This is a genomic window from Collinsella aerofaciens (genome assembly GCF_028206995.1).
Lineage (GTDB): Bacteria > Actinomycetota > Coriobacteriia > Coriobacteriales > Coriobacteriaceae > Collinsella > Collinsella aerofaciens_AQ.
In genome coordinates this window covers 127,145-142,023 of the sequence record NZ_JAQLFL010000003.1, presented here as the reverse complement: position 1 = coordinate 142,023, position 14,879 = coordinate 127,145, and the positions used below count along the sequence as shown (strand labels likewise).

Sequence of the window (14,879 nt, the reverse complement as noted above, 5' to 3'; positions counted from 1 at the left end):
GCTCCTAGTGGCTGGAATAGCAGGTGGTGTGGGCGGCGCGGAAGCGGCAGTGCTCGCGCATGCGGCAGATATTGCAGGTAGGATGGCTCTGGGCGTCATGGACTTCGCCGTCGAACAGGCCAATTACCGCGGTCACGCTCTTGGTGGGCATGAGCAGGCTGGTGGGGGTGACGGTAAGTCCAATGAGGCGCGTGGCGTTGAGTGCATCCACGATTGAACGCTGGGCCGTAAGCGGGCAGTCGCCGTAGCCGGGACTAAAGCGCCAGTTGCCGGCGAGTCCGTGTGCGGCGGCCGCAGCCTTGGCCTGCTGGTCCATCTGCTCGACGGCGGCTTCTACATAGGCAGAGCATGCGGCGTCGAGCACGGCTCCCTCTAGGGGTTGCTGGGCTCCCGTGGTGCGCAGACGACGCTCGGCTTCCATGCCGAGGGTGCATGCCATGAGTGCGGCAAAGCGGGCGTCTTTGAGGTGGCGATAGATATCGCGACCGCGCAGCTCAACGTTGGTGCCGACCAAGCGAATGCAAGGATCGCCCTGTTCATCGACTCCCGTGGCATCGACGGCAAATACGCGGCGCACGCCACGGGGTTCAATATCCAGCTCCAGACGCTCAACGACAAGCTCAATACGCTGCGACAGCTCGGGCTCAATCTGCTGACCGCCGTAGCCCAGATACCGCAGCATCTCGGCACGGTCGACACGAGGGTGGTGAGCAGCGTCGATACGGTAAAGCGCCGGCGACGCAAGGTCGGCCGGCACTTCACCAAAAACTGTATCGATGTGCGGTTTTTCCATTACCCCAGGCGCTCCATAATGGTTGCGGCGATCGCAGGACGGTTCATAGTGTACAGGTGCAGACTGTCGGCACCGTGCTCTTTGAGGTCGCAAAGCTGACGGGCGGCATAATCTACACCGGCTGCCTGCAGGCTCTCGGGGTCGTTCTCGTATTTGGCGAGAATCTTGATGACGGGGGAGGGTAGCGACGCACCGCACATAAAGACCATGCGGCTAATCTGCGACTTGCCCATAAACGGCATGATGCCCGCGGTAATGGGCACGGTGATACCGGCCTTGTCGGCAAGCTCGCGAAAACGGTAGAAGCACTCGTTGTCAAAAAAGAGCTGTGTCACAAAGAAGCTCGCGCCGGCGTCTTGCTTTTGCTTGAGGTGCTCGACCGAGAGGTTGAGATCCTCGCAGGTAATGTGGCCCTCGGGGTAGGCTGCGGCGCCCACGCAAAAGCCGGCGTCGACGAGCTCGGGGATGAGGTCACGGGCGTAGGCGTAGTCCGAGGCGGGCTTGTCGTCCTCGGTCGCGCCGGCGGGAAGATCGCCGCGCAGGGCCAGTACATTTTCTACGCCGGTGGAGCGGTACTCGTCGATCTTGGCGGCGATATCGGCATGCGTGCGGCCCACGCAGGTGAGGTGCGCCACCGAGGGCGTATCGAATTCGCTCGTAATCATATGCGCGATGGGGGCGGTGGTGGCACCGTTGCCTGAGCCGCCGGCCGAGCAGGTGACCGAGACAAAGCTCGGCGAAAGCTTGCACAGATTGCCTGCCACTTTGCGAGCCGTGTCGAGGGTCAGCTCGCCCTTGGGCGGGAACATCTCAAACGAAACGGGTGCGGTGCCCTGGGATGCTGCCTGCTTAAAAAGCTCGTCGACGCGCATATCGTGCTCCTCTAGATACGTAATAGTGTGATGCGTTGTAAGGATTCTACAGCACCACTGTGCCACGATGGAATTTCACTCGCTATTTGGGGATACCAATCGAAAATGCTTCGCTATCGACATTTCCTATAACAGGGCGGTCAATGTAGGATGGGGCTATATTGAATGGTATCTGATGCGAAATACCAGTTAATAAAGCCCCGTCCCAAATTGACTACCCTTAAACCATGGGGAGAGGTCTGCAATTTATGCAGTTGATTGGCTGTTGAGGGTGGCAACGCCGCCTCGATAGGGTAACCTCATTGATTGGTTTCGCGACAGCAACATAACGGTAATGTCGCGGAAACACGGCGAGTCTAAGCTATGACTCGTTCGTTAGTAATCAACACCGCTTCTCACGCGGTGCCGATACGAAGGGAGTTCCGTATGGCCGAACTTACTGACCGCTTCGGGACCATGGTGTTCTCTGAGGAAGTCATGAAGGACTACCTCCCCAAGGACATTTGGAAGCGCCTTGCTGCAACCCTCGAGGGCGGTGAGCCGCTCGACCTGGATGTGGCCAACGCCGTTGCCCATGCCATGAAGGTCTGGGCCATCTCCAAGGGCGCGACGCACTACGCGCACTGGTTCCAGCCGCTTTCGGGCATTACTTCCGAGAAGCACGACAGCTTCCTGGAGCCCAACCACGACGGCACCGCCATTACCAAGTTTACGGGCAAGAACCTCATCCAGGGCGAGCCCGATGCCTCCAGCTTCCCCAACGGCGGCCTGCGTGCCACCTTCGAGGCCCGTGGCTACACCGCTTGGGATCCCACCAGCCCCGCCTTTATCAAGGACGATGTCCTATGCATCCCCACGGCTTTCTGCTCCTACACGGGTGAGGCCCTGGACAAGAAGACCCCGCTGCTGCGCTCCATGACCGCGCTCTCGCGTGAGTCCAAGCGCGTTTTGGCACTGTTTGGCAAGACCCCCAAGAAGGTCGTTCCTTCCGTGGGCGACGAGCAGGAGTACTTCCTGATCAAGAAGGACGCCTACCGCAAGCGCAAGGACCTGGTCATCACCGGCCGCACCCTCTTTGGTGCTGCTCCCTGCAAGGGCCAGGAGCTCGAGGAGCACTACTTTGGCGCTATCCGCCCCACCGTCTCGGCCTATATGAAGGACCTGGACGATGAACTGTGGGCGCTTGGCATTCCCGCCAAGACCAAGCACAACGAGGTCGCTCCCTGCCAGCATGAGCTCGCACCGGTCTATGGCGAGGTCAACGAGGCCATCGACCAGAATCTGGTCATGATGGAGAAGATGAAGCTCATCGCCTCCCGCCACGACTTGGTCTGCCTGCTGCACGAGAAGCCCTTCGAGGGCATCAATGGTTCGGGCAAGCACAACAACTGGTCGCTTGGCACCGAGTCCGAGAATCTGCTCGATCCGGGCGACACCCCGCTCGACAACCTGCAGTTCATCGTCTTCCTCACCGCGGTGATCGAGGCCGTCGATAACTATCAGGAGCTCCTGCGTGCCTCCGTTGCCTCGGCCGGCAACGACCATCGTCTGGGCGCCAACGAGGCTCCTCCGGCGATTATGTCCATCTTCCTGGGCGACCAGCTTACCGAGGTCGTCGAGAAGATCATCGATGGCAAGGCTTCCGTCCATGCCACGCGCGGCGTGCTCGACCTGGGCGCCGATACCCTGCCCAAGCTGATGCAGGACAACACCGACCGCAACCGCACCTCCCCGTTTGCCTTCACCGGCAATAAGTTCGAGTTCCGTGCCTGCGGCTCCGAGCAGAACGTCTCCGACTCCAACCTGGTGCTCGATGCCGCCGTGGCCAAGTCGCTCAAGTCCTTCGCCGACGCGCTTGAGGGTACGCCCGAGGATAAGTTCCAGGACGCTGCGCTCGAGTACTGCAAGAAGGTCCTGACCGACCACCAGCGCATCCTGTTCTCCGGTGACGGCTACTCCGACGAGTGGCCCGTTGAGGCCGAGAAGCGTGGTCTTGCCAACAACAAGACCACGGCCGACGCCCTGCCCGCCTTTGTTTCCGAAAAGGCCATTGCGCTCTTTGAGGAGACGGGTGTCCTGACCAAGGCCGAGGCTCAGTGCCGCTACGACTGCAAGCTCGAGAAGTACAACAAGCTCATGAACATCGAGGCCACCACGATGGTTCGCGAGGCGCGTCGTACCTATCGCCCGGTCATTACCGCCTATGCCACCAAGGTCGCTAAGGGCCTTGAGACTATTCGTGCCGCCGGTGCCGAGGCCGCCATGCAGTGCGAGCAGAACACGCTCAACAAGCTCTGCAACGGTATCACTGCCATCAACGACTCCATCAAGGCGCTCGACGTCGTGCATCAGAAGGCCGAGGCTCTCGATGGCCAGGAGCAGGCCAACGTGTATGCACATGAGGTCGTTCCCGCTATGGATACGCTGCGCGCCGCCGTGGATGCCATGGAGGAGATCGTGGCCGCCGACTACTGGCCGGTCCCGACCTATGACGACATCCTGTTCTACGTGTAGAGCGTAACTGACATATCGTCACGGTATTGAGCCGGGGTCCGCATCATGCGGGCCCCGGTTTTTGTTTGCGAAGGGCGCTTTGAAGCCCGTTTTGCACCTGATTCGCCCACGCAATAAGGGGGCGTGGACAAAAAACGTCAAATATGAGTACTGTCACAAGTCCTGTAGCATTATTTTTTTGCAAAATATGCAGTGTTACACAACATATGTTCAAGTACTTAGCTGATAAACGCCTGCAATTCTTTCGCCGTAGGACCCCTGGCGTCTAAATCGCCTTCTGATGGCATGAAATCGCTGTTACTAAATTGGTGACAGTACTCATATTTGCTATTTTTTGCCCACAGGCCTTGCGATGATGCCGGGATTCGCACCCTGTCGGGTTCGAATCCAGGCATATCGGTAGCAAAAAGCCCGTCACCGCGGGGGTAACGGGCTTCTAGTTTCAAATGGTGCCCCCAGCGGGATGTCCGCGTGCGGCTGGCGCCGCCCGCTTCCGCTGCGTCGCTCCGCTCCTTGCGTGCTGCGCTGGAAAACGCTTGCGCGTTTCCTCAGCTTCGCACCCTGTCGGGTTCGAATCCCGGCATATCGGTAGCAAAAAGCCCGCTACCGCGAGGGTAACGGGCTCTTCAATTCAAATGGTGCCCCCAGCGGGATTCGAACCCGCGATATCCACCTTGAAAGGGTGGCGTCCTTGGCCGCTAGACGATGGGGACAGTGGGAAAGAGTATAGCAGACTTTTTTAGCCGTTCACATATCGTTGGCAAACTGAAAAACCACCACAAAGGTGCCTGTCCCCTTTGTGGTGGTGGGGTGCTAGGGGAGGAGCTTCATGGCTGCGTCGTGGGCGGCGCGCTCGTAGGTGTCGTCGAGGGGCTTGAGCGGCAGCAGGGCTGTGGCCTGCGCGTCGCCACGGCGCTCGAGGGCGTGGGTAATGAGCCAGTCGGCGAGTTCGGGGTTCTTGGGCAGTGCCGGTCCGTGCAGGTACGTGCCGATGACGCCCTTGTAGATGAGACCCTCAAAGCCATCGTCGCCGTTGTTGCCGGTGCCCGTGACGACGGACGTTCCGAGCGGCGTGGCATCGGCGTCCAAAAGGGTGCGGCCTCCGTGGTTCTCAAATCCCACAAAGGGCTCGGGTGCCAGGTCGGTCTTGACGGCGACGTTGCCGATCAGGCGGTCGGAGCCGCGCACGGTTTCGGCAGCAATGACGCCCAGGCCCTCGATGCGATTCTCGCCCATATAGTACGAACGGCCGAGCAGCTGATAGCTGCCGCAGATAGCGAGCAGCGAGTCGCCATCTTCAACATAGGACGCAACCTTGTCTTTTTGAGCGAACAGCTCGTGTGCCACGGCCAGCTGATCGCGGTCGGAGCCACCGCCCATCATGACGATGTCGGCGTCGGTGAGATCGAGCGACTCGCCCATACGGACCTCGTCCACGCGCACGGGGATGCCACGCCAGGCGCAGCGGCGCTCGAGGGCAATGACGTTGCCGCCGTCGCCATAGAGGTTGAGGGCATCGGGATACAGGTAGACGATGCGCAGGGGGCGCGAGAGCTCGACCGGCGCAATATCGGTGGGGACAGCGCTGCCATTGGCGCGTGTTGCAGCGTGGGCGGCAACCGTAGCCGCATCGGTGCCCTTAAGCTCGTCGAGCTCCTTGACCAGTGGCGGGAAGGCCGTGTAGTTGGCGACGGCGTAGAAAGTATCGCCGGCCTCCTCGTCCGCCACGGCACCGATCGCTTGCTCGATATTCGAGATGATGGAGGCGTCGATGCCGGCGTACTTCAGACGTACCTGCATATCGTGTGCACGCGTGCCGCCGGCAAAGGCGACAAGCCCTGGGGTGTCGGCGATGCGCTCGAAGTCGACGTCGTAGATCCACGAGACATCGTGACCGTCGGCGTCGTTGTCGTTCAGGAAGAAGGCGCAGAGCCTGCCGCCTGCCGTTTTAATGGACTGAATCTGGCGATCGAAGCCCACGGGATTTTTGGCCAGGTTTGCCTCGACGGTACGGCCGGCGATCTCCCAGCGGCCCATGCGTCCGCCGGCGGGGACGTAGGCATCGAGCGTGGGCTGCAGGTGAGCTGCGTTCACGCCCAACTCGCGTGCCGCAAAGAAGGCGGCGGCAACGTTGTAGACCATGTACAGGCCGTTGTAGCGCGTGGCGATGTGCGTTGCGGGTGCGCCGGTATCGGGTCCAAAGTTCAGGTCAAAGCCGTAGCCGTCGCAGGTGAGCTCAATGTCCGTCACGCGACGGAGCAGCGCGGGACGACCCCAACCGCACGAAGGACAATGATAGGCGCCGAGCTGGCCGTACTGCACATAGTCGTACTCCAACGGCGCGTTGCACTGCGAGCAAAAACGCGAGTCGCTAATGCGATCGGATTCGGTGCCCGTGGCACCGTCGATGCCAAAGGCGATGCTCGTGTTGGGGACGCGCGCGGCGATCGAGGCGCACAGCGGATCGTCGGCGTTATAGATGAGCGTCGTTGCCGGCGAAAGCTCCAGCGCGTGGGCGATGACGTCCTGGGTGTGGTCGATCTCGCCGTAGCGGTCCAGCTGGTCGCGGAACAGGTTGAGCAGCACAAAGTACGTCGGCTTGAGCTTGGGCAGGACGCGCACCGTGTAGAGCTCGTCGCACTCAAAGACGCCTACGCGCTTGCTGCTGGCGGTTCGCTTAAGGTTGCCACGCGCCTCGAGCAGGGCACCAACCACGCCCGGCTCCATGTTGTTTCCGGCACGGTTGCATACCACGGTGGCGCCGCTGGCGGCAACGGCGTCGGCAATGAGATTGGAGGTGGTGGTCTTGCCGTTGGTGCCGGTGATCACCACGCTGCGGTCGACAAGGCCGGCGAGGTCGCTCAGCAACTCGGGGTCGATCTTCATGGCGATGCGGCCGGGGAGTACGCCACCCTGGCGCTTAAGGACGGAGCGCAGCCCCCAGCGAGCGATATCGCTCGAGGTGCAGGCAAGAGATGAGCGGAGGTTCATGAAACCGTTCCTAACGTAAACGACATGGTCGGGTCGAGTGCGTCACTAAAAACCGTAGCGGCGCGCAAATTCCTGGGCAAGCTGCGACGCGTCTTCGCAGGCATTGGCCCAGGGGGCAAAGTCTGGAGTGTCCGAGATAATGCCGTCCGCTTCCCAAACGGCCTGGTGCGAAAGATCCCAGGGATCACGTGGCTCGGGCCGGCAGGGAAGGTACGGTGTCTGGTACATGGGATTCAGCAAGAAGAACGCGCCGCCCTCGCAGCGGTTAGCGAACTCACGCAGCGCACGCACCGCCGGGCGCATCTTGTTTGTTTTGAACAGCAGAATCGTGCGGGCGAGCAGATACCAAGGAGAGTTCTCGAGCGCGTCAGCCCCGATCTCTTCCTCGAGCTGGTGGGCCAGGGCAAAAAAGCCGTCCTGGTCTTCCAGGCGAGCGAGGGCGAGCAACACGGTGCCTGCGGCTCGGGTGGGGTAGCCTTCCGCCTTAAGAACACGGCGGGCGTAGTTGGCGGCAGCACGGTAGCGAGCGCTCGCCATGCACAGCTGCGAGATGGCCTCGAGTGTGTGAAGCCACCCGATAAGAGCCGGCTCGCTCACGGTGAGCTCTGCCGCCGTCACACCGTCCGTCAAAACCTTATTGGCCCAGTAGTGCGGGGCTTCCATGTCGAACCCGGGCACGCTTTGCTGCAGGTAATCGGTTGTGGTCGCCTCGAGCTTCATCAGGTCGCCCAGGCAGGCGTCAACGGGCGTGTCAGCCAGGATGATGGCGAGCAGCTGGGCATCGAGGACATACGCATCGACGCGGACAATCTTGAGCAGCTCATCGCGCATGTCGTCGAACAGACGATTGCGCGTCTGCTCGAATTCCTCGTCGCTGCCCATGTCCTCGATGCGATGGAGCTCGTCGAGCAGGTGGCGATGAACACCGGCATAGGACAGCAGCGCCTGGGCATGCTCGGACTGCGCGTACTTTTGGGGATTCGCGCTAATGTCGTTATGGACAAGCTCGCGTGCTGCATCGGTGAGCTCGGGGTGCGACGCAACGTAGGCGCGCTCCAGGTAGGCGGGGATGTAGACGCTCGGATCCATTAGAGGTCTCCTCCCTTAAACGGCAAACCCTGCTCGGCCGCCCGCAGTATGCGCTCATCGATTTGGGAACGCACGATATCGTTGGTGGCGACCCAGGCGGCAAAGCTGGCGTTGTCGGGGGCGCCCAGGCCCTCCTGCAGTACCGGCGTCGCCTCGGATAGCGCAAGGACAAGCTCGTCGGTGGAGCCCGCACCCACGTTGACGCGGGCATAGACGCCATCGGGAAACTCGGTTTGGAAGTAGAGCGCCTCGGCCGCGTGCGGGCACGAACGCACAAGGATACGCAGGTAGTGTTCGGCACCCTCGTAGTCCAGCTCGCGCCAGGCAGCGCTCATCAGCGCGATGAGCGTCCACGGGTCCAAGTCACGCTCCGCATCTTTGGGGCGGCGGCGCAGCGGGGTATTCGCGAGGTACGGCACGGAGTGAGCGGAGCGAAAGCGCTTGAGCTCCTCGGCGGGGTATTCGAGCTTTGCCATGGCGAGCATCGCGGTGTGGCGGACACCAGCGGGGTCGTTGGGCGCAAAGTCCAAGCTGCGATTTGCGGCTTCGAGCGACATGCGATAGCGGCCGCTAATGAGGGCGCGCGATGCCAAGGCGGCAAGCCAGCGCAGATAGGGGTGGCGCATAAGGTCGCCTGCGGCCTCGCGCTCGTAGGGGTCCTGAGCCGAGGCGATTTTGAGCGCCAGGTCATGCTCGACTTCATCGCACTTGGACACCAGGTACTGTACGTATTCCTCGTTGGATTCTGCGGTGAGGGCCGTCAGCATGCGCTGGGCATCCCAGTTTGTGGGGTCGAGCGCGGCTGCCTCGCGGAGCATGTTCTCGGCAGCTGCCTCTTCCTGCTCTGCCTGGGCATCGTCAGGGATAAAGGGAATGCGGTAGTCGACGGCTTCGACCACCTTGGCAATGAGGTGCCCGGCGCGGTCACGGTCGTGCACGATGAGTGGTGCGGGGTTGCGGGTGAATTGTTCCATCAGACGCTCTACGGCGGCAGCGTCGGTGAGCGGGATATTGTCGCGGCGCAAGGCCTCAAGAACGAGGCGATGGCAATCCTCTTGAATGGGATCGAATGCCATGGGGCCTCCTTTGCTGCGGTTAGGGTTCAAATGTCTCTATATAAAGTTCTAGTTTACCCGCATGTGGCACACCGGGGGGTGCCGCACTTGGACTTGCACCTTTGCACCACGAAGACGGATGTCGCACAAATGTCGGCACCTCGGTTGCGCGGGTGGTATCACAGTGCCGCAAACGGTCGATTTTTGGCGGCGAACGGGGCACATTTTGGAGGGGCACAGCCCTGCCCGGAATATGTAGTCAACCCTGATAAAACGTTTGCCCAGCTTGGGAGTATGAATGCCCCACAAGGGTCTTCAGGGATAGAAAAAACGTTTCATCATTATCGGCTTTAGGTGAATAACTGACCAACCAGAACGGTAAAATAGTGTTTGTCTGAGCGTTGAGACGTTCAGACATCGCGCATTGTCATCGCCGGCAACGCGCAAAACGGTCCTAACGGAGCCAATCGGGTGCTCCGTTATATACGCAAGTCTAAGAGGGGCTTGTTTAGGAGGCACAGTATGGGACGTTTTACCAATCCTCGCGATCTGTACTTTGGTGAGGGCGCTCGCCACGAGGTGAAGAACCTCAAGGGCAAGAAGGCCATCATCGTTTCTGGCGGCAGCTCTATGCGCCGCGGCGGGTTCCTGCAGGACGTTGAGGCCGACCTTAAGGAAGGCGGTTTCGAGGTCAAGCTGTTCGAGGGCGTCGAGTCCGACCCGTCCATCGAGACGGTCATGAAGGGCGCCGAGGCCATGCGCGAGTTCGAGCCCGACTGGATTATCGCCATCGGCGGCGGCTCGCCCATCGATGCCGCTAAGGCCATGTGGGTCTTCTACGAGTATCCCGAGGAGTCCTTCGATAACATCATCCAGCCGTTCAGCTTCCCCGAGCTGCGTCAGAAGGCTCATTTCTGCGCCATCTCCTCTACCTCCGGCACCGCTACCGAGGTCACCGCGTTCTCCGTCATTACCGACTACGCCAAGGGCATCAAGTACCCGCTGGCCGACTTCAACATCACCCCTGATGTCGCCATCGTCGACCCGGAGCTCACCTACACCATGCCCGCCAAGCTGTGCGCTCACACCGGCATGGACGCTCTGACCCACTGCATGGAGGCTTACGTTTCCACCTGCGCCTCTATGTTCACCGACGCCAACGCCCTGCACGGCATCCGCGAGATCGTCGAGTGGCTGCCCAAGTCCTATGCTGGCGACCATGAGGCCCGTCAGCACATGCACGAGGCTCAGTGCATCGCCGGTATCGCCTTCTCCTCGGGCCTGCTCGGCATCGTTCACTCCATGGCTCACAAGACCGGTGCTGCCTTCGAGAACGGCCACATCATCCACGGTGCTGCTAACGCCATGTACCTGGGCAAGGTCATCCAGTGGAACTCCAAGGACCCGCGTGCTGCCGAGCGTTACGCTTACGTGGCCAAGGAGATCCTGCACCTTCCCGGCGAGACCAACGAGGAGCTCATCGCTGCGCTCGTCCAGAAGATTCGCGACCTCAACGACCAGCTCAACATTCCGCAGTCCATCAAGGATTACGCGAATGGCGGCGTGAAGGTCGACGCCGAGAACCCGCAGATGGTTTCCGAGGAGGAGTTCCTCGCCAAGCTGCCCGAGATTGCCGCGAACGCCGAGACCGACGCCTGCACGCCCGAGAACCCGCGTGAGACCAAGGCTGCCGACTTCGAGAAGATTCTCAAGGCCTGCTACTACGACACCGACATCGATTTCTAATCGACTCTTGTTATCGTAACGAGGGGCTCCGCACGTATCCGTACGGAGCCCCTTTCTTTTTTCTTTTAGAGAATGGGATAGTTATGGCTGCAATTTTCAATAGCCCCAGCAAGTACATCCAGGGTCCGGACGAGCTCGCCAAGCTCGGCTCCTATGTCGAGCCGCTCGGCGCTAAGGCCCTCGTTATTGTGACGCCTTCGGGCAAGAAGCGCGTCGGTGCCAAGATCGAGGGCGGCTTTGCCGAGGCTAAGGCCGAGCTGCTGTTTGAGGACTTTAATGGCGAGTGCTCCAAGGGCGAGGTCGACCGTTTGGTGGCGCTCGCGCGCGACAACGGTTGCGATATCATCGTCGGCGTCGGTGGCGGCAAGATCCTCGACACCGCCAAGGCCGTTGCCTACTACCTGGAGTCCCCGGTTATCATTTGCCCCACCATCGCCTCGACCGATGCGCCGTGCTCGGCACTTTCGGTGCTCTACACCGACGACGGCCAGTTCGATAAGTACCTGTTCCTTAAGGCAAACCCCAACATTGTCCTGATGGATACGACGGTTATCGCGGCGAGCCCGGTGCGCCTGACGGTTTCCGGTATGGGCGATGCGCTCGCAACCTACTTTGAGGCCCAGGCGACGCACGATGCCGACGGTGGCACTTGCGCCGGCGGCAAGGGCGGAATGGCCGGCCTGGCGCTCGCCAAGCTCTGCTACGAGACGCTTATGGCCGATGGCGTCAAGGCCAAGGTCGCGCTGGAGAAGGGTGCGCTCACGCCTGCCGTCGAGCATATCATCGAGGCCAATACGCTGCTTTCGGGCATTGGCTTTGAGAGCTCGGGCCTTGCTGCTGCTCATGCCATCCACAATGGCCTGACGATGCTGCCCGAGTGCCACGGCATGTATCACGGCGAGAAGGTCGCCTTTGGCACCATCGTCCAGCTGGTACTCGAGGATGCCCCGACCGAGAAGCTCGAGGAAGTCTTGGGCTTCTGCATTGAGCTGGGCCTGCCGGTCACGATGAAGGAACTTGGCGTTGCCGAGCTTACGCGCGAGCAGGCCATGATTGTTGCCGAGGCCGCCTGCGCGCCCGATGACACCATGTGCAACATGCCGTTTGAGGTGACGCTCGAGATGGTCGCAAACGCCATCTTGGGTGCCGACGCGCTGGGCCACTACTATCTCATGGATGAGTAAATCAAGCTAAGGAAGGGGCAAAGCCGGCAGACGGCTTTGCCCATTTTTGCTATGGTGCAAAGGGGTCAGGTTGCTTTGCACCAATTGTTGTTGATGAAAGGGCAGATTCTCGTATGGCGCTTCCCATGGTTTATGGCGGTCCCGGACGATATGTTCAGGGGCCGGGTGAGCTCTCGCGTCAGGGCAGGTATTTGTCATGGTTGGGCTGCGCTGCCTATGTCTTGTTTGACCAGGGCACCGAGGATCGGCTGTGCAGGCAGATCGTCGATGGATTTCTGGATGAAGATCTAAGCGAGCCGTTCTTTAAGATTTACAACGGTCCGTGTACGGAAGATGCCGTTGTCGAAATGGCCAAGGAAGCCCGGGCCGAGTATTGCGACATGGTGGTGGGCATTGGCGGCGGCAAGATGCTCGATATCGCCAAGGCCGTTGCGTTTTATGCCGAGTTGCCGTTGTGCGTATGTCCCACGGCGGCGTCGATGGACGGTCCGTGCAGCGCGATTTCGGTGCTGTATCACGAGGATGGGTCGTTCGACCGCTACCTGATGCTCGAGAAGAATCCAGACCTGGTCGTGGTCGATACCAACGTGGTCGCGGCGGCCCCGCTGCGTATGACGGTCGCTGGTATGGGCGATGCGCTGGCAACGTATTTCGAGGCGCGTTCGTGCGCCGCGGCGCACGGCGCCAACGAGCACGGTGGCGCGCCGGGACACTTGGCCTTGGTTGCGGCTCGTGCCTGCTATGACACACTCATGGAGTGCGGCGTCGCTGCCAAGCGCGATCTCAAAAAGGGCCGTACATCGCCAGCGGTTGAGCGCCTGATCGAGTGCAATATTCTGCTCTCGGGTGTTGGCTTTGAGAGTGGTGGCCTAGCGCTTGCCCATGCCATAGCCAACGGCCTGACGATTCTGCCCGAGTGCAAGGCCATGCATGGTGAGGCCGTGGCATTTGGCCTGGTGGTGCAGCTGCGCCTGGAGCGTGCGCCCGAGCTTGATCAGGTGCTCGAGTTTTGCCAGCGCGTTGGTCTACCGACGACGCTCGCGGAGCTGGGACTTGGCGAGATTTCCGATACCGATCTGATGAGCGTTGCGGATGCGGTCTTTAGAAACGAGCGCAATATGGCCAACGAGCAGGCCAAGGTGACCAAACAGAAGCTCGTGCAGCTCATGTGCGAGGCATAGCTTGGCGCTTGATTGACCTTGTGCAATCGGGGCGGCGATAGGCCATGGGTTATTTCCCTCAAGGTGCGCCGCGTGTAATTTGCCCGAGGCGTGGGCCGATAGCGTATCATTATCTCTTGCTTGTTTGCACTGCTCAGGGAGGGGCCGCGCATGGCGCAGGAACACGATCTGTTTGATGACATTATCGAGATCAGCAAGGGTTTCGACTTTCTTAAAAACCCGCTTGGCGGTGTGACCGATGCACTCGATCCGTCGGCGCCGCAATGGAATCCTGCCGACTACAAGGAGCGTCCGCGCGGTAACACCATTCCGTGCCTGACCTGCAAAAACGAAAAGAGCGGCTGCACTGCGTGCATGGACGTGTGCCCGGTCAACGCTATCGAGGTCGAGGAAGACGCCATCGAGATCCTCGACTCCTGTCGCAAGTGCGGCCTGTGCGCCGCTGCCTGTCCGACCGAGGCGATCATCTCGCCGCGCCTGGCGCCCAAAAACCTGTATGACGATATCGTCTCTGCTGCCACGAGCCACGAGACCGCCTACGTTACCTGCACGCGCGCCCTTAAGCGCATGCCGCGCGAAAACGAGGTCGTCGTTGCCTGCGTGGGCGATATTACGGCCGAGACCTGGTTCTCGGTACTGGCGGACTATCCCAACGTGAGCGTCTACCTGCCACTGGGCGTGTGCGATAAGTGCCGCAACACCGGTGGCGAGGACATTTTGGGCGAGGCCATTGCTACCGCCGAGGAGTGGGCGGGTACGGGCATGGGCCTGGAGGTCGACCCCAAGAGCCTCAAATGCCATAAGCGCCGCGAGTACGAGCGCAAGGAGTACATGGATAAGATTGCCCGCACCACGGGCCTGACGGTGACCAAGCTCAATCCGGCGACGGCGGCGCTGGCCTCGGTGACGCAGAAGTTGAAGGCTCACCGTCACCAGATCACGCAGCTCGAGCGCACGCTCAACACCATGTGCGGCACCACGACGACCAAGCGTCGCCGTTCGCTCACGCACGGGCGGCAGCTGGTGCTCTCGACGCTGCAGAACCACCCCGAGCTTGCCCAGAATATGCAGGTGAGCACACCGGAATGCGATTTTGACAAGTGCACGTCATGCGGCGAGTGCGTCAACGTGTGCCCCACGTTTGCCTGCGATTTGGTGGGAAGCGGTCGCTTTGCACTGGAGTCCACGTATTGCCTAGGTTGCGGAGCCTGCGTCAAGGTGTGCCCCGAGCATGCGCTCAAGCTGGTCGAGCACGATGCGTCCAATCTGGTCGTTGTCGACCCCGAGGCCGAGGAAAAGGCCGCTCAGAAGGCCAAGGCCCACGAAGAGGCCCAGAAGGCCAAGGCCGAGGCAAAGGCCAAGCTTGACAAGATGCTCGATCAGGTGGAGAAGCTCGCGGACTAGTCAGCGAGCTCTATCTCTGCTTCATTTGCGCCGCCGCGGTGTCCGGATTC

At 60.9% G+C, this 14,879-nt stretch carries 10 protein-coding genes and 1 tRNA gene; 5 read left to right on the top strand and 6 right to left on the bottom strand.

The genetic code is table 11. The annotated features are described in order from the left end of the window. Nucleotides 1-4 precede the first annotated feature (4 nt). Nucleotides 5-793, bottom strand: coding sequence for a hypothetical protein (locus tag PMX60_RS03735; protein ID WP_271746935.1), 789 nt, complete (start codon nt 791-793; stop codon nt 5-7). After that, entirely contained in the window at nt 793-1,665 is an 873-nt protein-coding gene (locus PMX60_RS03730; RefSeq protein WP_271746934.1) for a methylenetetrahydrofolate reductase, read from the bottom strand. Before PMX60_RS03730 ends, PMX60_RS03735 begins: the two co-directional genes overlap by 1 nt. Before the next feature lie 426 nt (nt 1,666-2,091). Between PMX60_RS03730 and PMX60_RS03725 the strand changes: the two genes are divergently transcribed. Then, nucleotides 2,092-4,179: a glutamine synthetase III family protein gene (locus PMX60_RS03725; RefSeq protein WP_271746933.1), complete on the top strand. Its 2,088-nt coding sequence runs from the start codon at nt 2,092-2,094 to the stop codon at nt 4,177-4,179. A gap of 636 nt (nt 4,180-4,815) precedes the next feature. Here PMX60_RS03725 and PMX60_RS03720 read toward each other — a convergent pair. The 4 genes from PMX60_RS03720 to PMX60_RS03705 all read right to left on the bottom strand — a co-directional run bounded on the left by PMX60_RS03720 (nt 4,816) and on the right by PMX60_RS03705 (nt 9,335). Then, a tRNA-Glu gene (locus PMX60_RS03720) sits at nt 4,816-4,892 on the bottom strand. 100 nt (nt 4,893-4,992) lie between these two features. Beyond that, entirely contained in the window at nt 4,993-7,170 is a 2,178-nt protein-coding gene (locus tag PMX60_RS03715; RefSeq protein WP_271746932.1) for a MurT ligase domain-containing protein, read from the bottom strand. Between the two features lie 45 nt (nt 7,171-7,215). Then, entirely contained in the window at nt 7,216-8,259 is a 1,044-nt protein-coding gene (locus PMX60_RS03710) for a hypothetical protein (RefSeq protein ID WP_271746931.1), read from the bottom strand. Further along, nucleotides 8,259-9,335 carry a tetratricopeptide repeat protein gene (locus PMX60_RS03705; RefSeq protein WP_271746930.1) on the bottom strand — a complete coding sequence of 359 codons (1,077 nt, stop codon included), beginning with the start codon at nt 9,333-9,335 and terminating at the stop codon, nt 8,259-8,261. Before PMX60_RS03705 ends, PMX60_RS03710 begins: the two co-directional genes overlap by 1 nt. A gap of 501 nt (nt 9,336-9,836) precedes the next feature. Between PMX60_RS03705 and PMX60_RS03700 the strand changes: the two genes are divergently transcribed. The 4 genes from PMX60_RS03700 (at nt 9,837) to PMX60_RS03685 (ending at nt 14,829) form a co-directional block, all read left to right on the top strand. Further along, nucleotides 9,837-11,060: an iron-containing alcohol dehydrogenase gene (locus PMX60_RS03700; protein WP_117583326.1), complete on the top strand. Its 1,224-nt coding sequence runs from the start codon at nt 9,837-9,839 to the stop codon at nt 11,058-11,060. Between the two features lie 83 nt (nt 11,061-11,143). Beyond that, a complete protein-coding gene (locus PMX60_RS03695) occupies nt 11,144-12,244 on the top strand; it encodes a glycerol dehydrogenase (RefSeq protein WP_271746929.1) in 1,101 nt (366 codons plus the stop codon). A gap of 113 nt (nt 12,245-12,357) precedes the next feature. After that, complete coding sequence (locus tag PMX60_RS03690; RefSeq protein WP_138375290.1) at nt 12,358-13,425, top strand: glycerol dehydrogenase; 1,068 nt, start codon at nt 12,358-12,360, stop codon at nt 13,423-13,425. Nucleotides 13,426-13,575: 150 nt separating this feature from the next. Continuing rightward, on the top strand, nt 13,576-14,829 hold the full coding sequence (locus PMX60_RS03685; protein WP_271746928.1) for a 4Fe-4S binding protein: 1,254 nt from the start codon (nt 13,576-13,578) through the stop codon (nt 14,827-14,829). Nucleotides 14,830-14,879 lie beyond the last annotated feature (50 nt).

Excerpts from the sequence above, each read along its gene's own strand:
- PMX60_RS03710 (WP_271746931.1), bottom strand. The coding sequence starts at position 8,259 with ATGGATCCGAGCGTCTACATCCCCGCCTACCTGGAGCGCGCCTACGTT.
- PMX60_RS03705 (WP_271746930.1), bottom strand. The coding sequence starts at position 9,335 with ATGGCATTCGATCCCATTCAAGAGGATTGCCATCGCCTCGTTCTTGAG.
- PMX60_RS03735 (WP_271746935.1), bottom strand. The coding sequence starts at position 793 with ATGGAAAAACCGCACATCGATACAGTTTTTGGTGAAGTGCCGGCCGAC.
- PMX60_RS03725 (WP_271746933.1), top strand. The coding sequence starts at position 2,092 with ATGGCCGAACTTACTGACCGCTTCGGGACCATGGTGTTCTCTGAGGAA.
- PMX60_RS03695 (WP_271746929.1), top strand. The coding sequence starts at position 11,144 with ATGGCTGCAATTTTCAATAGCCCCAGCAAGTACATCCAGGGTCCGGAC.
- PMX60_RS03685 (WP_271746928.1), top strand. The coding sequence starts at position 13,576 with ATGGCGCAGGAACACGATCTGTTTGATGACATTATCGAGATCAGCAAG.
- PMX60_RS03730 (WP_271746934.1), bottom strand. The coding sequence starts at position 1,665 with ATGCGCGTCGACGAGCTTTTTAAGCAGGCAGCATCCCAGGGCACCGCA.
- PMX60_RS03700 (WP_117583326.1), top strand. The coding sequence starts at position 9,837 with ATGGGACGTTTTACCAATCCTCGCGATCTGTACTTTGGTGAGGGCGCT.
- PMX60_RS03690 (WP_138375290.1), top strand. The coding sequence starts at position 12,358 with ATGGCGCTTCCCATGGTTTATGGCGGTCCCGGACGATATGTTCAGGGG.
- PMX60_RS03715 (WP_271746932.1), bottom strand. The coding sequence starts at position 7,170 with ATGAACCTCCGCTCATCTCTTGCCTGCACCTCGAGCGATATCGCTCGC.